Origin of the sequence: Comamonas terrae, from assembly GCF_001544075.1 — a bacterium.
Lineage (GTDB): Bacteria > Pseudomonadota > Gammaproteobacteria > Burkholderiales > Burkholderiaceae_C > Comamonas > Comamonas terrae.
The window spans coordinates 19503-43756 of record NZ_BCNT01000009.1; the positions used below are offsets into that span (position 1 = coordinate 19503).

The 24254-nt window shown below is 67.4% G+C and carries 22 protein-coding genes; 12 read left to right on the forward strand and 10 right to left on the reverse strand.

Translation table 11 applies throughout. The features are described 5' to 3' along the window. The first annotated feature begins 57 nt into the window (after window positions 1–57). Entirely contained in the window at window positions 58–1329 is a 1272-nt protein-coding gene (locus Cte04_RS13950) for a YeaH/YhbH family protein (protein WP_066478881.1), read from the forward strand. Continuing rightward, window positions 1326–2954: a SpoVR family protein gene (locus tag Cte04_RS13955; RefSeq protein WP_066478884.1), complete on the forward strand. Its 1629-nt coding sequence runs from the start codon at window positions 1326–1328 to the stop codon at window positions 2952–2954. Before Cte04_RS13950 ends, Cte04_RS13955 begins: the two co-directional genes overlap by 4 nt. Before the next feature lie 128 nt (window positions 2955–3082). Here the strand turns inward: Cte04_RS13955 and Cte04_RS13960 are convergent, their stop codons facing one another. Further along, on the reverse strand, window positions 3083–3868 hold the full coding sequence (locus Cte04_RS13960; RefSeq protein ID WP_066478886.1) for a MetQ/NlpA family ABC transporter substrate-binding protein: 786 nt from the start codon (window positions 3866–3868) through the stop codon (window positions 3083–3085). A 198-nt stretch (window positions 3869–4066) separates the two neighbouring features. Here Cte04_RS13960 and Cte04_RS13965 point away from each other — a divergent pair, with 198 nt between their 5' ends. Beyond that, window positions 4067–4303, forward strand: coding sequence for a DUF3820 family protein (locus Cte04_RS13965; RefSeq protein ID WP_066479316.1), 237 nt, complete (start codon window positions 4067–4069; stop codon window positions 4301–4303). A 73-nt stretch (window positions 4304–4376) separates the two neighbouring features. Here Cte04_RS13965 and Cte04_RS13970 read toward each other — a convergent pair whose 3' ends face one another. The 6 genes from Cte04_RS13970 to mfd form a co-directional block, all read right to left on the reverse strand. Further along, entirely contained in the window at window positions 4377–5792 is a 1416-nt protein-coding gene (locus tag Cte04_RS13970; protein ID WP_169798052.1) for an amidohydrolase, read from the reverse strand. Window positions 5793–5975: 183 nt separating this feature from the next. Continuing rightward, a complete protein-coding gene (locus tag Cte04_RS13975; RefSeq protein ID WP_066479321.1) occupies window positions 5976–6470 on the reverse strand; it encodes an ABC transporter substrate-binding protein in 495 nt (164 codons plus the stop codon). Window positions 6471–6841: 371 nt separating this feature from the next. Further along, window positions 6842–7399, reverse strand: coding sequence for an NADPH-dependent FMN reductase (locus Cte04_RS13980; RefSeq protein WP_066478894.1), 558 nt, complete (start codon window positions 7397–7399; stop codon window positions 6842–6844). 113 nt (window positions 7400–7512) lie between these two features. Further along, a complete protein-coding gene (serB, locus tag Cte04_RS13985) occupies window positions 7513–8226 on the reverse strand; it encodes a phosphoserine phosphatase SerB (protein ID WP_066478897.1) in 714 nt (237 codons plus the stop codon). A 66-nt stretch (window positions 8227–8292) separates the two neighbouring features. After that, complete coding sequence (locus Cte04_RS13990) at window positions 8293–8958, reverse strand: hypothetical protein (protein WP_066478903.1); 666 nt, start codon at window positions 8956–8958, stop codon at window positions 8293–8295. A gap of 4 nt (window positions 8959–8962) precedes the next feature. Continuing rightward, complete coding sequence (mfd, locus tag Cte04_RS13995; RefSeq protein ID WP_066478913.1) at window positions 8963–12466, reverse strand: transcription-repair coupling factor; 3504 nt, start codon at window positions 12464–12466, stop codon at window positions 8963–8965. A 114-nt stretch (window positions 12467–12580) separates the two neighbouring features. Here mfd and ispD point away from each other — a divergent pair, with 114 nt between their 5' ends. Both ispD and ispF read left to right on the forward strand, forming a co-directional pair. Further along, window positions 12581–13390, forward strand: a complete 810-nt coding sequence (gene ispD, locus Cte04_RS14000) for a 2-C-methyl-D-erythritol 4-phosphate cytidylyltransferase (RefSeq protein ID WP_066478915.1) — start codon at window positions 12581–12583, stop codon at window positions 13388–13390. Between the two features lie 123 nt (window positions 13391–13513). Next, window positions 13514–13993 carry a 2-C-methyl-D-erythritol 2,4-cyclodiphosphate synthase gene (ispF, locus tag Cte04_RS14005; RefSeq protein ID WP_066478927.1) on the forward strand — a complete coding sequence of 160 codons (480 nt, stop codon included), beginning with the start codon at window positions 13514–13516 and terminating at the stop codon, window positions 13991–13993. A 304-nt stretch (window positions 13994–14297) separates the two neighbouring features. Here the strand turns inward: ispF and Cte04_RS14010 are convergent, their stop codons facing one another. Next, on the reverse strand, window positions 14298–15245 hold the full coding sequence (locus Cte04_RS14010) for a class I SAM-dependent methyltransferase (protein WP_066479323.1): 948 nt from the start codon (window positions 15243–15245) through the stop codon (window positions 14298–14300). Window positions 15246–15420: 175 nt separating this feature from the next. Then, on the reverse strand, window positions 15421–15726 hold the full coding sequence (locus Cte04_RS14015) for a hypothetical protein (RefSeq protein ID WP_066478933.1): 306 nt from the start codon (window positions 15724–15726) through the stop codon (window positions 15421–15423). 206 nt (window positions 15727–15932) lie between these two features. On the opposite strand from Cte04_RS14015, the gene Cte04_RS14020 reads away from it, so the two are divergent. The 5 genes from Cte04_RS14020 (at window position 15933) to Cte04_RS14040 (ending at window position 20374) form a co-directional block, all read left to right on the forward strand. Next, entirely contained in the window at window positions 15933–16661 is a 729-nt protein-coding gene (locus tag Cte04_RS14020; RefSeq protein WP_066479326.1) for a methylated-DNA--[protein]-cysteine S-methyltransferase, read from the forward strand. A gap of 101 nt (window positions 16662–16762) precedes the next feature. Continuing rightward, complete coding sequence (locus tag Cte04_RS14025; protein WP_066478935.1) at window positions 16763–17554, forward strand: SDR family oxidoreductase; 792 nt, start codon at window positions 16763–16765, stop codon at window positions 17552–17554. Between the two features lie 133 nt (window positions 17555–17687). Beyond that, window positions 17688–18119: a PaaI family thioesterase gene (locus Cte04_RS14030; RefSeq protein ID WP_066478937.1), complete on the forward strand. Its 432-nt coding sequence runs from the start codon at window positions 17688–17690 to the stop codon at window positions 18117–18119. A 184-nt stretch (window positions 18120–18303) separates the two neighbouring features. After that, complete coding sequence (locus Cte04_RS14035) at window positions 18304–19323, forward strand: NADP-dependent oxidoreductase (RefSeq protein ID WP_066478944.1); 1020 nt, start codon at window positions 18304–18306, stop codon at window positions 19321–19323. Window positions 19324–19459: 136 nt separating this feature from the next. Further along, a complete protein-coding gene (locus tag Cte04_RS14040; protein WP_066479341.1) occupies window positions 19460–20374 on the forward strand; it encodes an SDR family oxidoreductase in 915 nt (304 codons plus the stop codon). A gap of 149 nt (window positions 20375–20523) precedes the next feature. Here Cte04_RS14040 and Cte04_RS14045 read toward each other — a convergent pair whose 3' ends face one another. Further along, window positions 20524–21186: an Lcl C-terminal domain-containing protein gene (locus Cte04_RS14045; protein ID WP_157082012.1), complete on the reverse strand. Its 663-nt coding sequence runs from the start codon at window positions 21184–21186 to the stop codon at window positions 20524–20526. 276 nt (window positions 21187–21462) lie between these two features. Here Cte04_RS14045 and Cte04_RS14050 point away from each other — a divergent pair, with 276 nt between their 5' ends. Beyond that, window positions 21463–22704 (forward strand): multidrug effflux MFS transporter, encoded by a 1242-nt coding sequence (locus tag Cte04_RS14050; protein WP_066478946.1) that lies wholly within the window; start codon window positions 21463–21465, stop codon window positions 22702–22704. Then, window positions 22701–24161, forward strand: a complete 1461-nt coding sequence (locus tag Cte04_RS14055; RefSeq protein ID WP_245633379.1) for an MFS transporter — start codon at window positions 22701–22703, stop codon at window positions 24159–24161. Before Cte04_RS14050 ends, Cte04_RS14055 begins: the two co-directional genes overlap by 4 nt. The last annotated feature ends 93 nt before the right edge of the window (window positions 24162–24254 follow it).

A 24254-nucleotide genomic window follows, 5' to 3' on the forward strand; every position in this document is an offset into this window, starting at 1 on the left:
ACGGTGCGCCGGCGCTGGCCTTCAGCGCGGCGCACCGTGCCATGCATGGGAGTACAGATGGCATTGCAAATCATCGACCGCAGGCTCGCAGGCAAGAACAAATCGGTGGGCAACCGCGAGCGCTTCGTACGCCGCTACAAGCAGCAGATTGCCGAGGCGGTGCGCCGGGCCGTTTCCCAGCGCGACATCCGCCATATCGAGCAGGACGAGAATATCACCATACCGCGCAAGGACATCCGCGAGCCGATGTTCCGCCACGGCCAGGGCGGCATCCGCGACACCGTGCATCCGGGCAACACCGAGCATGTGCGCGGCGACCGCATTCCGCGGCCCCAGGGCGGCGCGGGCGGTGGCAGTGGCTCGCAGGCCAGCGACAGCGGCGAGGGGGAGGACGACTTCACCTTCACGCTGACCAAGGAAGAATTCATGGAGCTGTTCTTCGAGGACCTGGCCCTGCCGCGCCTGCTGCGCACCTATCTGGGCGACACGCTGCAGTACAAGACGCGCCGCGCCGGCTACAGCCATGACGGCACGCCGCACAACCTGGCGGTGCTGCGCACCATGCGCGGCGCCCTGGGCCGGCGCATGGCGCTGACCAAGGCGCCGTACCGCGAGCTCAAGGGCCTGGAAGCGCAGCTCGAAGCCCTGCTGGCGCAGGACGACGGCACCAGCGAGGCCGTGGCCGAGCTGCAGCGGCGCATCGATGCACTGAAGGCCAGCATAGGCAAGGTGGCGTTTCTCGACCCCATAGACCTGCGCTTTCGCAGTCGCACCAAGGTGCCCGAGCCCAGCAGCCAGGCCGTGATGTTCTGCGTGATGGACGTGTCCGGCTCCATGGACCAGGAGCGCAAGGACCTGGCCAAGCGCTTCTTCATCCTGCTGTACCTGTTCCTCACGCGCCATTACGAAAAGATCGACATCGTCTTCATCCGCCACCACACCCAGGCGGCCGAGGTGAACGAGGACGAGTTCTTCCACTCCACGGAAAGCGGCGGCACGGTGGTCAGCAGCGCGCTGGTTCTGCTCGACCAGATCATGCGCACGCGCTATCTCGCGGGCGACTGGAACATCTACGTGGCCCAGGCCAGCGACGGCGACAACTTCGGCGAGGACGGCGCCATCTGCCGCACTCTGCTGGCCGACAAGATCCTGCCGCTGGTGCGCTACTTCGCCTATGTGCAGGTGGTCGAGGAAGAGCAGAACCTGTGGGAGGAGTACAGCCAGCTGGTGCCGCTGTTCTCGCATTTCGCCATGCGCAAGGTATCGGAGCCGGCCGACATCTATCCGGTGTTTCGCGACCTGTTCAAGAAAGAGGGGGTATCGGTATGAACCTCTCTCAGTATCCGGTGCTGGCCCCGCGTCAGGGATCTCACCACGCAAGGCATTCCGCGGCGGCCGAGCGCGCCCAGCGCGGCGTTCCCTCCGTGCCGTTGCCGCCCGGCAAGCGGCCCACGCGCCCGCTGCCGGACCCCAGCGACTGGACTTTCGAACTGATCGAGCGCTACCACGCCGCCATTGCCGCGACGGCCGAGCGCTTCGGCCTCGACACCTACCCCAACCAGCTGGAGGTGATCTCGGCCGAGCAGATGATGGATGCCTACGCCAGTGCGGGCATGCCGGTGGGCTACCGCCACTGGAGCTATGGCAAGGAGTACCTGGCCACCGAGCGGCGCTACCGGCGCGGCCACATGGGCCTGGCCTACGAGATCGTCATCAATTCCAACCCCTGCATCAGCTATCTGATGGAGGAGAACACCACCGCCATGCAGGCGCTGGTGATCGCCCATGCGGCCTACGGGCACAACAGCTTCTTCAAGAACAACTACCTGTTCGGCATGTGGACCGATGCGGGCAGCATCATCGACTACCTGGTCTATGCCCGGGACTTCATCGCCCAGTGCGAGGAAAAACACGGGCTGGACACCGTGGAGCAGTGGCTCGATTCCTGCCATGCGCTGGCCAACCTCGGCGTGGACCGCTACCACCGGCCGTCCAAGAAAAGCCTGGCGCGCGAGCGCGCCGAGCGCGAGCAGCGCGAGGCCTATGCCCAGCAGCAGGTCAACGAGCTGTGGCGCACGCTGCCGGTGCGCCCCGACAAGGACAGCACCGTGCCGGAGAATCTGCGCTTTCCGAAGGAGCCCGAGGAAAACATCCTGTATTTCATCGAGAAGAACGCGCCGCTGCTCGAGCCCTGGCAGCGCGAGATCGTGCGCATCGTGCGCAAGACCGCCCAGTATTTCTATCCGCAGCGCCAGACCCAGGTGATGAACGAGGGCTGGGCCACCTTCTGGCACTACACGCTGCTCAACACCATGTACGACGAGGGCTGGTTGACCGACGGCGTGATGATCGAATGGCTGTCCTCGCACACCAACGTGATCTACCAGCCGCCCGCCGGCCACCGCGCCTACAGCGGCATCAACCCCTATGCGCTGGGCTTTGCGATGTACCGCGACATCCGGCGCATCTGCCAGGAGCCCACCGAGGAGGACCGGCGCTGGTTTCCCGACATGGCGGGCACGCCCTGGCTGCCGGCGCTGCACCATGCGATGCAGAACTACAAGGACGAGAGCTTCATCGGCCAGTTCCTGAGCCCCAAGCTGATGCGCGACATGCGCCTGTTCGCCATTCACGACGATGCCAAGGAGCGCGAGCTGCTGGTCAGCGCCATCCACAACGAGGACGGCTACCGCATGCTGCGCCAGACGCTGTCGCAGCAGTACGACCTGGGCGTGCGCGAGCCCAACATCCAGGTATGGAACGTGAACCTGCGCGGCGACCGCTGCCTCACGCTGCGCCACACCCAGTACCAGGGCCGCCCGCTGGCCGAGGATGCGCTCGAAGTGCTCAAGCACACGGCACGCCTGTGGGGCTTCGGCGTGCAGCTGGAAACCGTCAACGGCGATGGCGAGACGCCGGTGCTGCTGCATTCCGTGCCGGCGCCGCCGCCTTGACAAGATCCAGGGATTCTTGCGGTTTTGAGCCGCAAGCCTTGCGGATACGGCGCAGTGCGCTATCGAAATGAAGAGTAAAAAAAAACGCTGCCACCGGCAGCGTTTTTCTTTGAGTTGACGGCAGTCGCTCAGAACGCAGGCACCACGGCGCCCTTGTATTTTTCGAGGATGAATTTCTTCACATCGGGGGTATGCAGGGCATTCATCAGCTTGGCGATGTCGGCGCCGCCCGCGCGGTCCTTGCGGGCCACGACGATGTTGGTGTAGGGCGAGTCCGCGCCTTCGATGAACAGCGCATCCTTGGTGGGGTTGAGCTTGGCCTCGATGGCGTAGTTGGTGTTGATCAGCGCCAGATCCACGTCGGCCAGGGCGCGCGGCAGCAGAGGCGCTTCCAGTTCCTTGAACTTGAGCTTCTTGGGGTTCTTGACGACGTCCAGCGGCGTGGGGGTCAGGCTCTTGGGGTCCTTGAGCTCGATCAGGCCCTGCTTGGCCAGCAGGATCAGGGCGCGGCCGCCGTTGGAGGGGTCGTTGGGGATGGCGATGGTGGCGCCGTCCTTCAGCTCCTTGAGGTTCTTGATCTTGCTGGAGTAGGCGCCGAAGGGCTCCACATGCACCTTGCCGTCCGGCACGGCCACCAGCGAGGTCTTGCGGTCCTTGTTGAAGCTGTCCAGGTAGGGCTGGTGCTGGAAGAAGTTGGCGTCCAGCTGCTTGTCTTCCACCGCCGAGTTGGGCTGCACGTAATCGCTGAACTCCTTGACCTCCAGGTCGATGCCCTGGACCTTGAGGGCGGGCTTGATGTGGTTGAGGATTTCAGCGTGGGGAACGGCAGTGGCACCGACCTTGAGCACTTCGCCGGCCTGGGCCGTCAAGGCCAGCGTGGCAATAGCGATGGCAGAAAGAGCTTGCTTGAACATGGATCTTCCAGACTTTCTTCAGCAGGTTGCAATGAATTTCCAGGGCCGTGAGGAGTGAGGCAACGCCTCGGGCACCGGTGTAACAAGACGCATAGTCTAGTGCGATTGGTGCGGGTGTACAGGACATTTTTCTTATTTGGTTATAAGAATGTCGCTTTTTATTCTTCATTGGCGGTCACCGACCTCTACCATGGCTGCATGAATCCTGAAATGCTGCAGCGCCTGGTGCAGGTGCAAATGCCCTATGGCAAATACAAGGGGCGCCTGATCGCCGACCTGCCCGGCAACTACCTGAACTGGTTCGCCCGCGAGGGCTTCCCCAAGGGCGAACTCGGGCAGCTGCTGGCCCTGATGCAGGAGCTGGACCACAACGGCCTGGCGCATCTGCTGGCGCCGCTGCGCGGGGCCGCCGGCCTGCCGCTGCCCGGGGGCTAGGGATACTCTGCACGCCTCGTCGCGCCCTCTACCGCGCGAGCCGTGCAGCGCACCTTTGGCGGCAGCCCGAAGTTCAGGAGCGCTGCGAAGCCAGCATGTAGTCCACGGCCATGTTCGACAATGCGCGCACGCCGTAGATCAGCGCCGACTCGTCCGCGTAGAACAGCGGCGAGTGGTTGTTGGGCGCGGTGTTCGGGTCCTTGTCCTTGGGCGTCACGCCCAGGTAGAAAAACATGCCGGGCGCTTCCTGCTGGTAGAACGAGAAGTCTTCCGAGGCCGAGGACTTGGGCTGCACGCCGAAGTTGCCCGGACCGGCCACGCGCTCCAGCGTGGGGCCCATCTTCGCGACCAGGTCGGGCGGGTTGACCACGGCGTTGTACAGCTCCACCACCTTGACCCTGGCCTTGGCGCCCGAGCTCTCGGCGATGTGCTCGGCCGTGGTGGCCAGGCGCTTGTGGATGTCCTTCTTCATGCCCTCGTCGTAGGTGCGGATGGTGCCGATCATCGAGACCTTGTCGGGGATGATGTTCATGCGGTTGCCGCCGTTGATGGCGCCCACCGTCACCACCGCGGGCTCCAGCGCGATATTGGACTGGCGGCTGATGATGCTCTGGATGCCGGTGATGATCTGGGCGCTGGCCACGATGGGATCGATGCCCGACCAGGGGCGCGCGCCGTGCGTCTGCTTGCCGGTCACGTCGATCCAGAACTGGTCGGCGGACGACATGGCCGGGCCCGGGCGCCAGGCGATCCAGCCCGCGGGATAGCTGCTGGACACATGCAGGCCGAAGACGGCATCGACCTTGGGGTTGGCCATCACGCCTTCCTTGACCATCTGCCTGGCGCCCCAGATCTTCTCGCCGTCGGGCTCGAAGTTGGCGGGCGACTCCTCGGCCGGCTGGAAGATGAACTTCACGCTGCCGGGCAGCTGGTCCTTCATGCCGGCCAGCACCTCGGCCGTGGCCATCAGCATGGCGGTGTGGGTGTCGTGGCCGCAGGCGTGCATCACGTCCACTTCCTTGCCCAGGTACATGCCCTTGGCCTTGGAGGCGAAGGGCAGGTCCACCTGCTCCTTGACCGGCAGGGCGTCCATGTCGGCGCGCAGCGCCACCACCGGACCGCTCTTGCCGCCCTTGAGCAGGCCGACCACCCCGGTCACGGCCACGCCGGTCTTGACCTCCATGCCCAGCTTGCGCAGGTGATCGGCCACCAGCGCGGCGGTGCGCGTCTCGAGGTTGCCCAGCTCGGGGTGCTGGTGGATGTCGCGGCGCCAGGCGATGAGCTTTTGCTCTATGGCCTTGGCGCGCTCGTCGATCTGGGCATGCAGGGCCTGGGCCTGTGGCGAGGAAGTGGCGGCGGGCGCAGCTGCGGCAGACGGCACGGCCTGCGCGTGCACGGCCATGCTGGCGGCCGACAGCGCGGCAGCCATGGCGCCGGCAAGCGCCAGCTTCCTGAAGCCAGGGCGGGAAAGAAGGGGCAAAGTCTGCATGCGGGTCTCCTTGTTCTGTATGAAAGCCAAGGATGCTAGCAAGCGCGTCGGCCTCGCCATGCCGCATCGGGGACTGGTTTCAAGGGGCAGGCCATGCCGAAACAGAACAGCCCCATGCGCGCGAGCGCGATGGGGCTGGTGAGCAGGGCGGCCGAGGCGGGCTGCCGCATGCAGGCGGGACGTTTACTTGGCTGCGGCGCGGGCGGCTTCCGCCTTGGCCTTGGCGGCATCGGCCTTGCGCTGCAGTTCGGCAGCTTCGGCCTCGGCGGCCTTGGCTTCGGCTTCCTTCTTGGCGGCAGCCTCCTTTTCCGAAGGCGTCATGGCACCCGCAATCGCACTGCCTGCCATGGTGCCCGCCACGGCACCCACGGCTGCCGCACCCATGGTGCCCATCATGCCGGGGCCCCTGGCCGCGGGTGCTGCAGCGGCGGCGGGGGCCGCAGCGGCTGCCGGTGCCGCAGTGGCTGGGACTGCGGGCTTGGCCGCGGCGGGGGCCACGGGAGCGGCCGGCTGGGCAGGCGCCTTGCCGATGGCTGCCGGACGCACGGACTTGCCGCCGCCCAGACGCTTGGCCTGGGCCAGCGAAGGCACGGTCAGCGAGGCGATCGCCAGGGCGATGACGGAGGCAGTGGCACGGTACGAAGTCTTCACTCGATTTTTTCCAATCATGGTTGTCATATGCAGGTCCGCATGGCTGGCCGGCACGGCCAGGGGAATGCGGCGACAGCCGGGCTGCGCGAGCATGCCCTTGTGATGCATATGGGGTGGGAAGGGTGGTTTCCAAGACGCCGGGCGAAGGCTGCCTGCTGGCAGGGCCCGGGCTGGCGAAGCCGCTTGTTGTGGTGCGTTTTGTCGGCTGCAGCGCCATTGTAGAAAACGCAGCCGCAGCATTGCCCGGGATTCCCGTGTGCGCGGACTGTTTTTTGCCGGCGTGGCAAGGCCGCCGGCGCCCGGGCATGAAAAATCCCGCAGCCGGGGCGGGTGCGGGATCGGGTAGCGCGTGAGCAACGGCGGACCGTACGCGCAGGCCGCCGGGTCCCGGAGACGGATCAGTGTTTCTGGTGCAGCTGCACCCAGGCCAGGAACTTGCTCATGTACTTGGCCAGGAACTCCTTGCTGGCCGGGCCGATGTTGCCCTCGGCATCGATCAGGCCGTCCTTCCACTGCACAAAGCCTTCGGGCTGCTGCATGGTGGGCATGTCCGCAAAGACGAAGATGTTGCGCAGGTGCTGCTGGGCCATGGAGGTGGCGGGACCGCCCGGCGAGGTGCCGATGATGGCCGCGGGAATGCCGGCCCAGGCCGAGTCCCCATAGGGGCGGCTGCCGCCGTCGATGGCGTTCTTGAGCACCGCGGGCACGGAGCGGTTGTGCTCGGGCGTGACGAACAGCAGGCCGTTGCAGCTGCGGATCTTCTGCTTGAAGTCCTGGAAGGGCTTGGAGGCGGGCGTTCCGTCGAAGTCGCGGTTGTAAAGGGGCAGGTGGGAGATGTCGAGGAACTCGAAATCCGCCTGGTCCTGTGCCAGCTTGACCAGACCTTGCGCCAGCTGGCGGTTGATCGATTGCTGGCTGTTGCTGCCGACGATGACGCCAATCTTCAACTTGCTCATTTCAGACACCTTTGCATGCATGGGAGTGGGTAAAAGCCAGGACCAGTGTATTGCAGCCGGGCGGCACAGACGTGACAGTTTGCACGACATCGTGCCGTGCTGCAGGCGGCTGCTTAGCGCAGGACTTCCAGCAGGCGGTCCAGCCCCCCTTCGTTGATGGAGACCTTGGCCTCGTTGCGCACGCGCGGCTTGGCGTGGTAGGCCACGGACAGGCCGGCGGCCTGCATCATGGGGATGTCGTTGCTGCCGTCCCCCACGGCAATGCACTGCGAGGGCGAGATGCCGATCAGCGAGGCGACTTCCAGCAGCGTGCGGCGCTTTTCGGCGCCGTCGCAGATGTCGCCCCAGGCCTGCTCGACCAGACCGCCGGTCAGCGCGCCATCCTTGACTTCGAGCACGTTGGCGCGCACGAAATCGATGCCCAGCATGCCGCGCACATGCTCGGCGAAATAGGTGAAGCCGCCCGAGACCAGCAGCACCTTCAGGCCCGCGGCCTGGGTCGCCTTGACAAGGGTTTCGGCGCCCGGCGAAAGCTTGAGGCGTTCGGCGCGCACGCGCTCCATGTCGGCCTCGGTCACGCCGACGAGCTTGCCCACGCGCTGGCGCAGGCTGTCCTTGAAGTCGGTGATCTCGCCGCGCATGGTGGCTTCGGTGATGGCGGCCACTTCCGCCTTCTTGCCCGTGGCGTCGGCGATCTCGTCGATGCACTCGATGGTGATCAGCGTCGAGTCCATGTCGAAGGCGATGAGCTTGTAGTCGGACAGTTTCTGCGGGGCGGTGATGCCGCGGATCATCAGTCCGGGGGCGAATTCGGTAGCGTCGGTCATGAAAGGCTCATCAAGAGGAAAGATCGGTTCGCATCATAGCCAGCGCGGGCGGCCTGCCAGGCAAATTCAGGCCTGCGGGGGCTGGCGCAGGTAGATGGCATCGGACCAGGTGGCCATCCACTGCGGCCGGAAGACCACGAAGACCGCCGTCAGCATGCCCGTGGTCACGCCGTCGCCCCAGGCCATGAGCCAGCGCGCCAGCCGCGAGAGGTCTTCGTTCACGCCGGGCAGCGCATGGCCGGCGGCCTGGCCCAGCAGCGTGGCGGCAAAGACGCTGAGCACCGTGCCCAGGAAGCCGCGCGCCAGGATGAAGACAAAGATGTTGTGCCAGCACCAGCGCCTGAGCATCGCCCCCCACAGCAGGGCCAGCGTGGCCGGCACCACGCCCTGCCAGACGGCCAGGCCCAGCGCGTCATCCCAGCCCAGGGCCGGAGAGAGCATATGCGCGAGGGCCGCCACCAGCAGCAGGGCGGGAATGGCCAGCGGCCAGCCCAGCATCAGCAGCACCAGCGGCGCTGCCGACCATTGCAGCTGCAGCGGCATGCGGTGCAGCGTGGGCAGGGCCCAGACCCAGGGCAGCAGGACCAGCACGCCCAGCAGCGGCGTGATCAGCGGCGAGGCGACGGGATCGTCCTTGCCGCCGGGCCCGGGCCGGCTGCCCAGCATGCGCCAGGGGCGCAGCCACAGGGCTGTGGCCAGGGCGATGCAGGCGATGGCCGCTTCCGGGAACATGGCTTCAGCTGTGGGCCGGCGCGTCGGCCGAAGTCGAAGCCTTGAGCGGCTGGCCCAGGCTGCGCAGCACGTCGCGCACCATCTGCGCGCGGGCCTTGGGGTCTTCCAGGGCTTTTTCTATGCGCAGCTTCTCGTTGCCGGCCAGCTTGATGTGCCTGTTCTTCTGGATCAGCTGGATGATGTTCATCGGGTCGATGGGCGGCTGGGGCTTGAAGGTGATGTTGATCACGCCGGGCGCGGCATCCACCTTGACCACGCCATAGGGCTGGGACAGCACGCGCAGGCGGTGCACGTCGATCAGCGTCTGGGCCTGGGGCGGCAGCTTGCCGAAGCGGTCCACGATTTCCTCCAGCAGCGTGTCGATCTGGTCCGCCGTCCTGGCCGTGGCCAGCTTCTTGTAGAAGGACAGGCGCAGGTGCACGTCGCCGCAGTAGTCGTTGGGCAGCAGGGCCGGGGCGTGCAGATTGATGTCGGTGGAGGCGGACAGCGGCGCCAGCAGGTCGGGCTCCTTGCCGGCCTTGAGGCTGCGCACGGCCTCGGACAGCATCTCGTTGTAGAGCTGGAAGCCCACCTCCATCATGTTGCCGCTCTGGTTCTCGCCCAGCACCTCGCCGGCGCCGCGGATCTCCAGGTCGTGCATGGCCAGGTAAAAGCCCGAGCCCAGTTCCTCCATCTGCTGGATGGCTTCCAGCCGCTGCTGGGCCTGCTTGGTCAGGCCGTCCAGGTCGGGCACCATCAGATAGGCATAGGCCTGGTGGTGGCTGCGGCCCACGCGTCCGCGCAGCTGGTGCAGCTGGGCCAGGCCGAACTTGTCGGCACGGCTGATGAGGATGGTGTTGGCGCTGGGCACGTCGATGCCGGTCTCGATGATGGTCGAGCACAGCAGGATGTTGTAGCGCTGGGCCACGAAGTCGCGCATCACCTTTTCCAGCTCGCGCTCGGGCATCTGGCCGTGGGCCACGGCGATGCGGGCCTCGGGCAGGATTTCCTCGAGCTTTTGCTTGCGGTTCTCTATGGTCTCGACCTCGTTGTGCAGGAAGTAGACCTGGCCGCCGCGCTTGAGCTCGCGCAGCACGGCCTCGCGGATCACGCCCGTGCCTTCGTTGCGCACAAAGGTCTTGATGGCCAGGCGGCGCTGCGGCGCCGTGGCGATGACGGACAGGTCGCGCAGGCCTTCGAGCGCCATGCCCATGGTGCGCGGGATCGGCGTGGCCGTGAGCGTGAGCACGTCCACCTCGGCGCGCATGGCCTTCATGGCCTCCTTGTGGCGCACGCCGAAGCGGTGCTCCTCGTCGATGATGAGCAGGCCCAGGTTCTTGAACTGGGTGGACTCGGACAGCAGCTTGTGCGTGCCCACCACGATGTCCACCGTGCCTTCGGCAATGCCCTTGACGGCGGCCGAAATCTCCTTGCCCGAACGGAAGCGCGAGACCTCGGCCACCTTGATCGGCCATTTGGAGAAACGGTCCACCAGGGTCTGGTAGTGCTGCTCGGCCAGCAGCGTGGTCGGAGCCAGGAAGGCCACCTGCTTGCCGCCCATGGCCGCCACGAAGGCCGCGCGCAGCGCGACCTCGGTCTTGCCGAAGCCCACGTCGCCGCAGACCAGCCGGTCCATGGGCCGGGGGCTGATCATGTCCTGCACCACGGCATGGATGGCCGCGCGCTGGTCGGCGGTCTCCTCGAAGCCGAAGTCGGCCACGAACTGCTCGTAGTCGGCTGCGGGAAAGCGGAAGGCATGGCCCTGGCGCGCGGCGCGGCGCGCGTAGATGTTGAGCAGCTCGGCGGCCGAGTCGCGCACCTGCTCGGCGGCCTTGCGCTTGGCCTTTTCCCACTGCGAGCCGCCCAGCTTGTGCAGCGGCGCATCCTCGGGCGAGACGCCGGTGTAGCGGCTGATGAGCTGCAGCTGGCTCACGGGCACGTAGAGCACGGCGTCGCTTGCGTACTCCAGGTGCAGGAACTCCTGCAGCGCGGGCGTGCCATCGGGGTTCTTCTGGCCCATGTCCATGTTGACGAGGCCGCGGTAGCGGCCTATGCCGTGGTCGGCATGGACCACGGGGTCGCCCACCTTCAGCTCGGACAGGTCCTTGATCAGCGCCTCCACGTCGCTGACCTGTTCCTGGCGGCGCCGGCGGCGGCCCGTGGGCGCGGTGGCGAACAGCTCGGTCTCGGTGACGAAGTCCAGGCCTTCCTCGACCCAGGCGAAGCCGTTCATCAGGCTGGAGGTGGCGATGCCGACCTTCTCCTGCGTATCGGCCTGGAACTCGGCCAGCGAGTCGAAGACCGGCGGATTCACGCCCGAGGCGCGGAAGAAGTCCAGCAGGCTTTCGCGCCGGCCGTCGGATTCGGCCAGGAGCAAGACCCGGTGCGCGCTGGATGCTATATGTTTCTGCAGCCTGGCCAGCGGGTCCTCGGCGCCGCGCATGACCGACAGGTCCTCGAGTTTCTGGAAGAGGGCGCTGTCCTGCACGTCCTCGGCGCCCGGGCGCAGGGCGAGCTGGGCATGCTCCCTGGAGCGGGTGTAGAACTGCTCGGCCGTGAGGAACAGCGCCTCGGGCGGCAGGGCCGGGTGGTCGGGGTCGCCCTGCACCAGGCGGTAGCGGTCCCTGGTATCCTGCCAGAAGCGCTGGAAGGCCGGTTCCAGCTCGCCGTGCAGCACCACGGTGGCGTCATCGCCCAGGTAGTCGAATACGGTGGCGGTCTCGTCGAAGAACAGCGGCAGGTAGTACTCGATGCCGGCCGTGGCAATGCCCTGGCCCATGTCCTTGTAGATGCGGCTGCGCGTGGGATCGCCCTCGAGCAGCTCGCGCCAGCGGCTGCGGAACTTGGCGCGCGCCTCCTCGTCCATGGGGAATTCGCGCCCCGGCAGCAGGCGCACCTCGGGCACGGGGTAGAGGCTGCGCTGGGTGTCGGGATCGAAGGTGCGGATGGAGTCGATCTCGTCGTCGAACAGGTCCACGCGGTAGGGCTGGGGCGAGCCCATGGGGAACAGGTCGATCAGGCCGCCGCGCACCGCGTATTCGCCGTGGCTCACGACCTGGGACACATGCTGGTAGCCGGCCAGCGTGAGCTGGGCGCGCAGCCGGGCCTCGTCGAGCTTCTGGCCGGTCTTGAACTCGAAGGTGTAGCCCGCCAGGAAGGAGGGCGGCGCCAGCCGGTACAGCGCCGTGGTGGCGGGCACGACGACCACGTCGGCGCCGTGCTCGCGGTCGCGCTGGTTGATGCGCCACAGCGTGGCCAGGCGTTCGCTGATCAGGTCCTGGTGCGGCGAGAAGCTGTCGTAGGGCAGGGTTTCCCAGTCGGGAAACAGCGCGCAGCGCAGCCCGGGCGCGAAAAAAGCCATCTCGTCGATCAGCCGCTGGGCATCCGCGGCGTCGGCCGTCACGATGGCCGTGACCCGCCCGGCGGCTTTCTCGCGTTCGCCCAGGCGGGCCAGCAGCAGGGCGTCGGCGCTGCCGGTGGGGCGGGGCAGGGTGAAGCGTTTACCGGGAGTGAGCTTGGGCAGTTGCATGTTCGGATGAAGGCGCGGCAAGGTAACGACAAAACCCCTCGGCGCAGGCAGAGGGGATGCGCCACATTCTACGCAGCCGTCTTTTGCGCATGGCAGACCCTAGAATTCGCTCCTATGACAGAGATGCAAGCGACAGCCCCGCGCCCGGTACGTTTATGGGCCCTGATTCCCTGCGCCGGCACGGGCACGCGGGCCGTGGCGGCCGGCGCGCTGGCGCCGGAGCTGCCCAAGCAGTACCAGCCGGTGGCCGGCCAGCCCATGGTCATGCACACGCTGGCGGCCTTTGCCGCGGTCGCGCGTATCCATCACACCCTGCTGGTGATTGCTCCGGGCGACGGCTTCTGGAACGGCCGCGCGCCGGCTGCCCGCTGTTCGGTGGCGGCGTGCGGCGGCGCAAGCCGCGCGCAGACCGTGGGCAACGGCCTGCAGGCTCTGCTCGGGCGGGGCGCGAGCCCGCAGGACTGGGTGCTGGTGCACGATGCGGCGCGCTGCCTGGTGACGCCGCAGCTCATCGACGCACTGATCGATGCCTGCGAGCACGATGCCGTGGGCGGGCTGCTGGCCCACAAGCTGCCCGACACCCTCAAGACCGCGACCGTCGGGCCCGGCGGCGTGCGCGTGGCCGAGACCGTGGACCGCAGCGACAAATGGCTGGCGCAGACGCCGCAGATGTTCCGCATCGGCCCGCTGCAGCAGGCCCTGCACCAGGCCGGCGCCGAAGTGACCGACGAGGCCAGCGCCATGGAGGCTGCGGGCCTGCATCCGCGCCTGGTGCCGGGCGGGGCGCAGAATTTCAAGGTCACCTATCCCGACGATTTCGCGCTCGCCGCGGCCGTGCTGTCCCAGCGCCAGAACCAGGCCACTCTGGCGCGCTACAAGGGGCTGCGCGACCAGCCCCAGCCCCAGGGCAATCCATTTTTCTGATCGAAAAAGGAGCTGCCGGCGCTTGCGGTGCGTGGTTTTCAGATGGAAAACCATCTGAAAGCATTGAATAGCAGGCGCTGACAGCTACTTTGATTGATGGTCAACACGTTCCAAGGATTTGAGATGAATTTTCGTATTGGTGAAGGCTGGGATGTGCACGCGCTGGTGCCGGGCCGCAAGCTGATCCTGGGCGGCATCGAGGTGCCGCATACCCTGGGCCTGCTCGGCCATTCGGATGCCGACGTGCTGCTGCACGCCATCACCGACGCCTTGCTGGGCGCCGCGGCGCTGGGCGACATCGGCCGCCATTTCCCCGATACCGATGCGCAGTTCAAGGGCGCCGATTCCGTGGCGCTGCTGGCCGAGGCCGCCCGCCGCGTGCGCGCCACGGGGCTGGAGATCGGCAATATCGACAGCACCATCGTGGCCCAGGCGCCCAAGCTGGCGCCGCATATCGACGCCATGCGCACTCGCATCGCCCAGGCCCTGGGGCTGGACGCGGGCCAGGTCAACGTCAAGGCCAAGACGGCCGAGAAAATGGGCCCGGTGGGCCAGCAGCAGGCCATGGAAGCGCGTGCCGTAGCCCTGCTGTACAAGGCCTGAAAAGCTTTCACGACGCGTTTCCGATCTCCGCGCGCCCCGACAGCGGCTTTGCGGGAGGGGCGCCCAGGCGCAGCACCGCAGCAACAGCCACGCTATCGCGAGCATTGGCGCGGCCGGCTAGGCAACGCCGCAGGCCGCCCATCATCCGGGCGGCCGCCAAGCCACCGCCCCGCAGGGCTGGAGCGCCATCGGGCGATGTCTTCGCACTGTCTCTTGCCTGCCCCCGGTGCAAGCTGCGAACCGTTGCTTTGAATTCATCCCGATGGCGCACCAGCGCAGCTGCGTAGAGACCGCAAACACGTTCTCAGGCCTGGGATAGCGCAGGCGCGCGGTAGACCAGCACCTTGAGGCTGCGCTCCTCGTCCACATCGGCAAACACGGGCGGATTGGCCACGCGCTCCACCCATTGCAGCTCGGGTGCGAACTCCTGCATCTGGGCTGTGAGAAACCGGGTATCGAGTTCGGGCGCGTTCAGGCACAGCAGCACCTGGCCTTCGGGCAGCAGTAGGTCGGGCAGGCGGCGCATCAGGCGGGCGTAGTCCTTGGTCGCCACGAAGCTGCCCTTCTGGTAGCTCGGAGGGTCCACGATGATGAGGTCGTAGGGGCCGCCGCGCGTGATCTTGCCCCAGCTGCTGAAGATGTCGTGGGCCGCAAAGCTGGCGCCGTTCTTGACGCCGTTGAGCTGGTGGTTCTGCTGGCCGATGGCCAGGGCGCCCTTGCTCATGTCCATGTTGAGCACCTGGCCCGCGCCCGCCAGCCGGGCCACGACGGAAAAGGCGCAGGTATAGGCAAAGAGGTTGAGCACCTTCATGCGCGCGGGGCGCGGATGGGCCTGCACCTGCCGGCGCACCCATTCGCGGCCGGCCGCCATGTCCAGGAACAGGCCGTGGTTCTGCCCGCGTGCCAGATGCACCAGATAGCGGGCGCCGTTTTCCGTGACCACATGGGGTTCGGGCACGGCGCCGGCCATGATGCGGATGTCGAACTTGCCGCCCACTTCGCGCGTCTGCAGCAGCCAGTTCAGCGGCTGGGCATCGGAGGCGATCCGGGCCCAGCGCGCGCGCAGGGCCTGGTCGACGGTGGCGACCGCCTGCTCGGCCAGCGGCTCGAAGCTGGTGAGCACGATGACCGGCGGGTAGGCATCCAGCGATAGCTGCTCGCAGCCCGGATGCCGGCCGCCACGCCCATGGAAGATGCGCCGGGCATCCGTGGGGTAGGGCATGGCGGCGATGGCATCGAGCAGGGGCTGCAGTGCTTGCATGGAAATACGGCTCTGGCGGTTCTGGTGAAAGCCGCCAAGTGTATGTCCGTGCAATGCCCTCCAAACGGGCGCGGTCCGGACCGCAGGCATCAGGCTGGGACCTGGACGGGCCGCGCCGCCGCGCAGCGCGGAGGTCGTCCCCCTTGGGAGAAGGGCGCGAAGCGCCTCAGGGCGCCACCTTCCTCACTTCGAAGAAGCAGGACTCGGTGCCGCCGATTCCCTGCAGCCCGGCTTCGGCTGCGGCGCGGGCAGCCTTCATCCAGCGCGTGAAGACCTGCTTGGCTTCCTCGGTGATTTCCTCCGGCGGCGTGTCCTCCAGCCTTTGCACGAGAGACAGGGCTTGTGTCACTTCGGCCTCGCCACCGAACTGGCGGGCCAGCACGCGGGCATAGCGGGCTTCGGCCTGCTGGCGCTGCGGCTCGGGCAGCTCGGGGTAGTCGCAAAGCGTGACGGTGAAAATGGCTTCTTGCATGTCCTTGGGTTCACTGTGTTGAGACTGTGTAAATATACAGCAAACAACTGTTGTTGCATCCAGTGTTTTTGCCGTGGCATGCTTTCCACCTCCACCTCCACCTCCACCTCCACCTCCACCTCCACCTCCACCTCCACCTCCACCTCCACCTCCACCTCCACCTCCACCTCCACCTCCACCTCCACCTCCACCTGCTGTTGCTGCCCATGTCCGAGCCCTCGCTTTTTCCCGTCTGCGGCCATGCCGTGTTTGCCACGCGCATCGGCCTGTGCGCGCTGGCCTGGCGCGATGCGCGCATTGCGGCCGTGCAGTTGCCCGAGGGCGCGGCCGAGCCGACGCGCGCCCGCCTGCTGCGGGGCTTGCGCCAGCGCTGGCCCGGCGTGGCGGACGGGCAATGGACGGCGGTGGATGATGCTGGCGCCTTGCCGTCCGTGGCCCTGCAAGCGGTGGCCGGCGTCCAGGTCCTGATGGCGGGCCATGGGGCGTTCCATGCACAGGAGCACGAGGCGGACGGCGTGCTGCCCGATCTGCGCTCTGCCTTCCAGCCTGCAGGTGCCGTGGGAGGTGGCGTGCCGGGCGTCGATACGCCGGGTGCCGGTGCGCTGCCCCTCCTGGGCGAAATCGAGCTGGACTGGCATGGCGTCTCCGACTTTCACCGCCAGGTCTATGAATGGGCGCGTGGCATTGCGCCCGGGCGCACCGCCACCTATGGCGAGGTGGCCAGGGCGCTGGGCGATGCCGCCCTGGCGCGCGCCGTGGGCCAGGCACTGGGCGCCAATCCGTTCGCGCCCATCGTGCCCTGCCACCGGGTGCTGGCCGCCGGGGGGCGGCCGGGCGGTTTTTCGGGCGGCCAGGGGCCGTTGACCAAGCTGCGCATGCTGGAGCTGGAAGGGGCCGCCTGGGGCGGTTCGCGCTCGCTGTTCGAAGGCCTCTGAAGAGAGGGCGCCCGGCTCGACACGCAGGTGACAACGCGGCGCATGCGCCGCCTGCAAAATGGCCGGCAGATTTTTTGCATGGAATCCAAGGAGACAAGCGCATGACACGCAAGGTGCAGCAACTTTTTGATCTGACGGGCAAGACCGCCTTGGTGACCGGCGGCTCGCGCGGCCTGGGCCTGCAGATGGCCCATGCCCTGGGCGAGGTCGGGGCCCGCATTCTGCTGACGTCGCGCAAGGCGGCCGATCTGCAGGAGGCGGCGGCCGAGCTCAAGGCCGCGGGCATCGAGGCCGACTGGATCGCGGCCGACTGCGCCGACGAGGCCGACATCGCGCGCCTGGCCAAGGAGGCCGTGCAGCGCCTGGGCCATGTGGACATCCTGGTCAACAACGCGGGCGCCAGCTGGGGCGCGCCGGCCGAAGACCATCCGACGGCGGCCTGGGACAAGGTGATGAACCTCAATGTGCGCGGCTACTTCCTGCTGAGCCAGCAGATCGCGCGGCTGAGCATGATCCCGCGCGGCAGCGGCCGCATCATCAATCTGGCCTCCATCGCGGCGCTGGGCGGCAATCCCGTCGGCATGAAGACCATTGCCTACAACACCTCCAAGGGGGCCGTGCTCAACTTCACGCGGGCGCTGGCCGGCGAGTGGGGCGTGCACGGCATCACCGTCAACGCGATCTGCCCGGGCTTCTTCAAGACCAAGATGGCGGCCGTGCTGATCGAGACCCTGGGCGAGGACGAGATGAAGTCGCATGCGCCGCTGCGCCGCCTGGGCGACGACGAGGATCTCAAGGGCATCACGCTGCTGTACGCCAGCGACGCGGGCAAGCACATCACGGGCCAGTGGATGGCCGTCGACGGCGGCGTGAGCGCCCTGGTCGGCGGCTGAGCGCGGCAGCAAACCACCACGGCTTACGCAGATCAGTTCCGGGCGCGGGCCTTGCCTCGGGAAAAACATTCAGGCGCCTCCTGGCTTGCGTAAGTCCTCACAATATTCATCCATCACCCTGGAAAGGTCGCACGTGCCGTCTTTTGGAGCAGAAATTCCCTTTGTGCATGAGTTGGGCTTCATGCTCCGGAAAATGGAAGGCGGCCAGTCCGAGCTGCACTACATGGCCCGGCCGGAGCACCTGAATTCCTTTGGCGTGACCCATGGCGGCGCATCCATGACGCTGCTGGACGTGACCATGGCCGTGGCCGCGCGCAGCGTGCAGGCGGACATGGGCGTGGTGACGGTGGAGATGAAGACCTCGTTCATGCAGCCTGCCCGCGGCGCCCTGGTCGCCCGGGGCCGGCTGCTGCACCGCACGAGCCAGATGGCCTTCACCGAAGGCCATATCTACGATGCCGAAGGCAGGCTGTGCGCCCATGCCACGGGCACCTTCAAGTACATGCGCCGCAAGAGCGCGCCGGATGCCGGCGGCGCGGGCGAAACGGTCCTGGTGACCGATTGACTCTTTAGAAACGGTAGCGGCCAGCGCACGAAATGCCTTGCTTTCAAGGCGATGGAGCATTGAAAGCTCCGAACAGCGAGCGCTGGCCGCTATCGAAAAATCAGCCTGCGGCGATGAGGCATGGTCATCTCCGCAGCCCTTGCAAGGCGCTGCACTGCGCTGCCAATACTCCAGGAGATATGCCATGACCGCGAACCAGCAGATTATTTTGGACAACCGCCCCCAGGGCGAAGCCGTGGAGAGCAATTTCAAGCTGGTGCAGGGCACGGTGCCCGCACTGCAGGACGGGCAGGTGCTGGTGCGCCACCACTACCTGAGCCTGGACCCCTACATGCGCGGCCGCATGAACGATGCCAAGAGCTATGCGGCACCCCAGCCCCTGGGCGAAGTCATGCAGGGCGGCACCGTGGGCGAGGTGGTGGACAGCCGCCACCCCAAGTACCAGGCCGGCGACAAGGTGGTCGGCATGGGCGGCTGGCAGGAGTATTCGGTGGTCGACGGCAACGCGCCGGGCGCGCTGCGCAAGGTCGATACCACGCACGTGCCGCTGTCCTACTACCTGGGCGCCGTGGGCATGCCCGGCGTGACCGCCTGGTACGGCCTGGTGAAGATCATCAACCCCAAGGCCGGCGAGACCGTGGTGGTCAGTGCCGCCACGGGGGCCGTGGGCAGCGCGTTTGCGGCGCTGGCCAAGGCGCGCGGCTGCCGCGTGGTGGGCATCGCGGGTGGCCCCGACAAGTGCCGCTACGCGACCGAGGAGCTGGGCTTCGACGCCTGCATCGACTACCGCGAGCATCCCGACCTCAAGAGCATGGCCAGGGCCTTGAAGGAGGCCTGCCCCGACGGCATCGACGGCTATTTCGAGAACGTGGGCGGCTACATCTTCGACGCCGTGCTGCTGCGCACCAACGCCTTTGCGCGCGTGGCCCTGTGCGGCATGATCGCCGGCTACGACGGCCAGCCGCTGCCGCTGGCCAATCCCGCGCTGATCCTGGTCAACCGGCTCAAGATCGAAGGCTTCATTGTCAGCGAGCACATGGAGGTCTGGGGCGAGGCGCTGGCCGAGCTGGCCGGCCTGGTCGCCGCCGGCAAACTGCGTCCGCGCGAAACCATCTCCGAAGGCCTGGCCTCGGCACCCTCGGCCTTCCTGGGGCTGCTCAAGGGCAAGAACTTCGGCAAGCAACTTGTGAAACTCACCCCCTGAGGCGCTGCGCGCCTTCCCCCTCTCTCGCTGCGCGGGAGGGGGACGATGCCTTCGCCGCGAGGCGGCTCTTGCTCGGCATCTCTGGTCTGGACTGTGCCTGCTTCAAGTGCAGGGCTTCAAAAATACGGAGACATGGATGATCACAAATTTCAAGGGAAAGACGGCGGTGCTGACCGGCGCGGGCTCGGGCTTCGGGCTGGAGTGCGCGCGCATAGGCGCGGCGCGGGGCATGAACCTGGTGCTCGTCGATGTGCAGCAGGAGGCGCTGGACAAGGCCGAGGCCGAGATGAAGGCCGCGGGCGCCAAGGTGCTGGCGCGGCGGGTCGACGTTTCGGACGCCGCGCAGATGGAGGCCCTGGCCGCCGAGGTCAAGGCCACCTTCGGTGCGCCGCACTTCGTGTTCAACAACGCCGGCGTGGGCGCGGGCGGCCTGGTCTGGGAAAACTCCGTGGCCGACTGGCAATGGGTGCTGGGCGTCAACCTCTGGGGCGTGATCCATGGCGTGCGCCTGTTCACGCCCATGATGCTGGAGGCCGCCAAGGCCGACCCGTCATTCGAGGGCCATATCGTCAACACGGCCAGCATGGCGGGCCTGCTCACGCCGCCCAACATGGGCATCTACAACGTGAGCAAGCACGCGGTGGTGAGCCTGACCGAGACGCTGTACCAGGACCTGGCCCTGGTGTCCGACCAGATCAGCGCCAGCGTGCTGTGCCCGTTCTTCGTGGCCACGGGCATCAGCCACAGCGAGCGCAACCGCCCGGCCCACCTCGCGGCCCAGCCGCTGACGGCCAGCCAGAAGATCGGCCAGGCCATGACCGACAAGGCCGTGGGCTCGGGCAAGGTGACGGCGCCCGATGTGGCGCAGAAGGTGTTCGACGCCATTGCCGCCAACCAGTTCTACATCTACAGCCACCCGCATGCGCTGGGCTCGGTGCAGGTGCGGCTGGAGGACGTGGTGCAGGGCCGCAACCCCACCGATCCGTTCGCCCACAAGCCCGAACTGGGCGCCAGCCTCAAGGCCTCGTTGAGAGGAGCCGCCGCCTCCTGAAGCGCTGCGCGCCTTCATCCTGGAAGGGGGCGGCATCGCCTCTGCGAGGCGGTGCGGCCGGCCCGGGCCCTTGTTCCATGTCCATGCTTCGGCACATGCCGGCTTGGCGGCACCTGGGCGGCGCGGGCGCCACCCGCAGCGGAGGCCGGTCAGGGCCGGGGCAGGTCCGCGTCCTGCATGGGACGCACCAGCCGCACCATGAGCTGGTTGCCGCGGCCCATGTCCGGGGCGGTTTCCAGCGTGTCCAGGTTGATGGCCCAGGCCTGCTGCGCGGCCAGCTGGGAGATCGGGCTCTGGCCCGAGATCTGGCTGTAGTTGTACGGGTTGGAAGGGCGCGCGTTGACGGCTGCCGAGCCCGTCCAGTGCCAGCCGCGCGGCGCATCCGGGAACAGGACGGGATGCAGTCCCTGGGGGCGCACGCTGCGGTCTATCAGGCGGCGCATCTCGTTCACGCGCGGCATGCGCCAGCGCACATCGCCAGTGCGGCTTTGTTCCTGGGCCCGGGCCTGGGCCTGCTTGTAGGTCAGCAGGTCGGGCAGCCCCTGGCAATGCTGCCCGTCCCATTGCATGCCTTCCACGCAGCGCGGCCAGGCCAGGCGCGCGCGCATGTCCAGCACGAAGCGGCCATCCTGGGAGAGCTGGAATGCGGGCGGGGCGGTTTCCGCCTGGCTCGTCGCTGCCGCTGCGGGTTCTTGGGTGTCGGCGGCGGGGCTGGCACATACCGGCATGGCCTGAAGACTGGCCAGGGCCAGCAGGACGGCGGCTTGGCGAAAAGGGCGGGGCAGTGAGGAGGCAAGGCTTGTGACGGGCATGGCAGGCATGACAGAGGCGGCGAAGCGAAGTGAAGGGCGGCGTTCGCAAAAGCCATGGCAAAAGCGATGGCGAATGGTGGCCGCATTGAACGATTGTGTGGGACTTTTGCACAGGACATGGCTGTGATCAGCAAGGCGATTGCCCTGCAATTGGACGCTTGGGCCGCGCAGATGCCGGTTTGCCTGCGCTTCCATCGCCATATGTGCAGGCCGGATGGCCGCTCAAAGCCAGCGCCGCAAGCGTGCAACGGCACAAGCCGCGACAATGCAGGCTCTATGCAAGCGACTGTTTCTCTGCGCCTGGTGTTGATCCTCGGGCTTTTGTCGGCCATCGGGCCTTTTGCCATCGATATGTATCTGCCTGCCTTGCCCCAGATCGGCGCAAGCCTGGGCGCGCAGGTGGGGGCCGTTCAGGCCAGCCTCACGGCGTTCTTTCTTTCCGTGGGCGTGGGCCAGCTGCTCTACGGGCCGGTTTCGGACATGCTGGGGCGCAAGCTGCCGCTGTACTTCGGCCTGCTGGTGTTCGCGCTGGCCAGCGTCGGCTGTGCGCTGGCCACCAGCATCGACACGCTGATCGTGCTGCGCTTCATCCAGGGCTTGGGCGCCGCGGCCTGCATGGTCGTGCCGCGCGCCGTGGTGCGGGATCTGCACACCGGCCACGCGGCGGCGCGCATGATGTCGCTTCTGATGCTGGTGTTCAGCGTGTCTCCCATCCTGGCGCCGCTGGCCGGCAGCGGAGTGATTGCCGTCAGCAGCTGGCGCGGCGTGTTCTGGGTCGTCATGGCCGCGGCCGTGCTGGGCCTGCTGCTGGTGTGGCGCGGCGTGGAGGAAACCCGCGGCGCCGAGGCCCGGCTGGACAGCAGCCTGTCAGGCGCCATCAAGGCCTACGGCGTGCTGATGCGCGACTGGCATTACCTGGGACTGGTGTTCGTAGGCGGTTGCGCCATGGCGGGCTTTTTCGTCTACCTGGCCGGCTCGCCCTTTGTGCTCATCAACCACTACGGCCTGTCGTCCACCCAGTACAGCATGGCGTTTGCGCTCAACGCCATTGCCTTCATCGGAGCGGCCCAGTTCACGGGCCGGCTGGGCCAGCGCTTCGGCCTGGTGCCGGTGGTCAAGGTGGCGGCCACGGCCTCGGGCGTGGTCATGGCGTCGCTGCTGGCCTATTACCTGCTGGGGGGAGAGCGGCTGGCGGTGCTGGTCGGCCTGTATTTCGTGGCCAGCGCGCTGATGGGGCTGGTGATTCCCACGACCTCGGTGCTGGCGCTGGAGGAGCATGGCGCCATTGCCGGCACGGCCTCGGCCTTGCTGGGCACGCTGCAGATGCTCACGGGCGCTGCGGCCATGCAGATCGTGGGCCATTTCTCCAACGGCAAGCCGCTGCCCATGGTGGTGGGCATGGCCGCGGGCGCCCTGCTTGGCGTGGCGCTGACCTGGCTCACGCTGGGCGGCGCGCAGGCGCGGTATGCCCATGCCACGGCCGGCCATGGGGCCGATCCGAAAGGACCGCAGCAATGACGGCCGCCATGCAGGCCCCGGACGGGCGCGACATGGGCGGCGCAGCGGTGGCCGACGGCATGCCTGCGGGTCCGCGCGGCAAGGCCATGTTGGTCATCGTGCTGGGCCTGATCCTGGCGGTGCTGGACAGCAGCATCGTCAATCTGGCCCTGCCGGCCATCGCGCGGGAGCTGCAGGCCAGCTCGGCCCACACGCTGTGGGTGGTGAATGCCTACCAGCTGGCCAGCCTGGTGCTGCTGCTGCCGCTGGCGGCCCTGGGCGAGCGGCTGGGCTACCGCCGTGTGTATCTGGTGGGCATGGCCGTGTTCGTCGTGGCCTCGCTGGGCGCCATGCTGGCCGATTCGCTGGCCACGCTGATCGCGGCGCGCACCTTCCAGGGCGTGGGCGCGGCCGGCATCATGAGCGTGAATGCCGCCATGGTGCGCCTGATCTATCCGCGCGCCATGCTGGGCCGCGGCATGGCCATCAATTCCCTGGTCGTGGCCACGTCCTCGCTGGCCGGACCTTCGGTGGCGGCGGCCATTCTGTCGGTGGCCCACTGGCACTGGCTGTTCGCCATCAATCTGCCGCTGGGCCTGTTCACCTGGTGGCTGGGGCGCACGGCCCTGCCCGTGAATCCGGTGCGCAACACCGCGCACGAGGCGATTGCGCCGCTGGATGTGTTGCTCAACATCCTGATGTTTGCACTGCTGTTCCTGGGTGGAGAACAGCTGGGCGCGCGTGCCGGCGGCGGCGTCCATGCCGCAGCTTCGGCCCTGCCTTCGGGCTGGTGGCTGCTGGGCGCGGGCCTGGTGGTGGCCGTGTTCTACATCCGCCGGCAACTGGGCAAGACCGCGCCGCTGTTTCCGGTGGACCTGCTGCGCATTCCCGTGTTCGCGCTGTCCATGTGCGGCTCGGTCAGCGCGTTCTGCGCCCAGATGCTGGCCTATCTGGCGTTGCCGTTCCTGCTGCTTGAATCGCGCGGCCTGTCGCCCATGGAGGCCGGCCTGCTGATCACGGCCTGGCCGCTGGCCACCATGATCACGGCGCCGGTTGCCGGCCGCCTGATCGGCAGGTATCCCGATGGCCTGCTGGGCGGCATAGGCATGGCCATGTTTGCCTGCGGGCTCTGGCTGCTGGCCGCCATGCCAGAGGCCACGGCCGGCTGGGACATGGTCTGGCGCATGGCCCTGGCGGGCTCGGGCTTTGCGCTGTACCAGTCGCCCAACAACCACACCATCGTGACTTCGGCGCCGCTGGCGCGCAGCGGGGCGGCCAGCGGCATGCTGGGCTCGGCGCGGCTGACGGGGCAGACCCTGGGCGCCGTGGTGCTGGGCACCATTTTCACGGTCACAGGCGGCCATGGCGGGCATGCGGAAACGCTGGCCCTGGCCGTTGCGGGCTTTTTTGCCGCGCTGGCCGGCGTGTTCAGCACCTTGCGCGTGAGCCGCGCGGCCTCCGCGGGGCATGGCGGCTGAGCGCATTCTAGAAGGGGGCGGCTTCGCTACGCCGGCAGGTGCCGGGCAATATTTGTCACTCAATTGTCCGTTTGGAACGGCGGCTGCCACGGA

What these genes read in the sequence shown, in the direction of transcription:
- Cte04_RS13950 (WP_066478881.1), top strand. Translation starts at nt 58, where the DNA reads ATGGCATTGCAAATCATCGACCGCAGGCTCGCAGGCAAGAACAAATCG.
- Cte04_RS13955 (WP_066478884.1), top strand. Translation starts at nt 1,326, where the DNA reads ATGAACCTCTCTCAGTATCCGGTGCTGGCCCCGCGTCAGGGATCTCAC.
- mfd (WP_066478913.1), bottom strand. Translation starts at nt 12,466, where the DNA reads ATGCAACTGCCCAAGCTCACTCCCGGTAAACGCTTCACCCTGCCCCGC.
- Cte04_RS14040 (WP_066479341.1), top strand. Translation starts at nt 19,460, where the DNA reads ATGATCACAAATTTCAAGGGAAAGACGGCGGTGCTGACCGGCGCGGGC.
- Cte04_RS14020 (WP_066479326.1), top strand. Translation starts at nt 15,933, where the DNA reads ATGTCCGAGCCCTCGCTTTTTCCCGTCTGCGGCCATGCCGTGTTTGCC.
- Cte04_RS14050 (WP_066478946.1), top strand. Translation starts at nt 21,463, where the DNA reads ATGCAAGCGACTGTTTCTCTGCGCCTGGTGTTGATCCTCGGGCTTTTG.
- Cte04_RS13965 (WP_066479316.1), top strand. Translation starts at nt 4,067, where the DNA reads ATGAATCCTGAAATGCTGCAGCGCCTGGTGCAGGTGCAAATGCCCTAT.
- Cte04_RS14035 (WP_066478944.1), top strand. Translation starts at nt 18,304, where the DNA reads ATGACCGCGAACCAGCAGATTATTTTGGACAACCGCCCCCAGGGCGAA.
- Cte04_RS14045 (WP_157082012.1), bottom strand. Translation starts at nt 21,186, where the DNA reads ATGCCCGTCACAAGCCTTGCCTCCTCACTGCCCCGCCCTTTTCGCCAA.
- Cte04_RS13960 (WP_066478886.1), bottom strand. Translation starts at nt 3,868, where the DNA reads ATGTTCAAGCAAGCTCTTTCTGCCATCGCTATTGCCACGCTGGCCTTG.
- Cte04_RS14055 (WP_245633379.1), top strand. Translation starts at nt 22,701, where the DNA reads ATGACGGCCGCCATGCAGGCCCCGGACGGGCGCGACATGGGCGGCGCA.
- Cte04_RS13975 (WP_066479321.1), bottom strand. Translation starts at nt 6,470, where the DNA reads ATGACAACCATGATTGGAAAAAATCGAGTGAAGACTTCGTACCGTGCC.
- ispD (WP_066478915.1), top strand. Translation starts at nt 12,581, where the DNA reads ATGACAGAGATGCAAGCGACAGCCCCGCGCCCGGTACGTTTATGGGCC.
- serB (WP_066478897.1), bottom strand. Translation starts at nt 8,226, where the DNA reads ATGACCGACGCTACCGAATTCGCCCCCGGACTGATGATCCGCGGCATC.
- Cte04_RS14015 (WP_066478933.1), bottom strand. Translation starts at nt 15,726, where the DNA reads ATGCAAGAAGCCATTTTCACCGTCACGCTTTGCGACTACCCCGAGCTG.
- Cte04_RS13990 (WP_066478903.1), bottom strand. Translation starts at nt 8,958, where the DNA reads ATGTTCCCGGAAGCGGCCATCGCCTGCATCGCCCTGGCCACAGCCCTG.
- ispF (WP_066478927.1), top strand. Translation starts at nt 13,514, where the DNA reads ATGAATTTTCGTATTGGTGAAGGCTGGGATGTGCACGCGCTGGTGCCG.
- Cte04_RS14025 (WP_066478935.1), top strand. Translation starts at nt 16,763, where the DNA reads ATGACACGCAAGGTGCAGCAACTTTTTGATCTGACGGGCAAGACCGCC.
- Cte04_RS13970 (WP_169798052.1), bottom strand. Translation starts at nt 5,792, where the DNA reads ATGCAGACTTTGCCCCTTCTTTCCCGCCCTGGCTTCAGGAAGCTGGCG.
- Cte04_RS13980 (WP_066478894.1), bottom strand. Translation starts at nt 7,399, where the DNA reads ATGAGCAAGTTGAAGATTGGCGTCATCGTCGGCAGCAACAGCCAGCAA.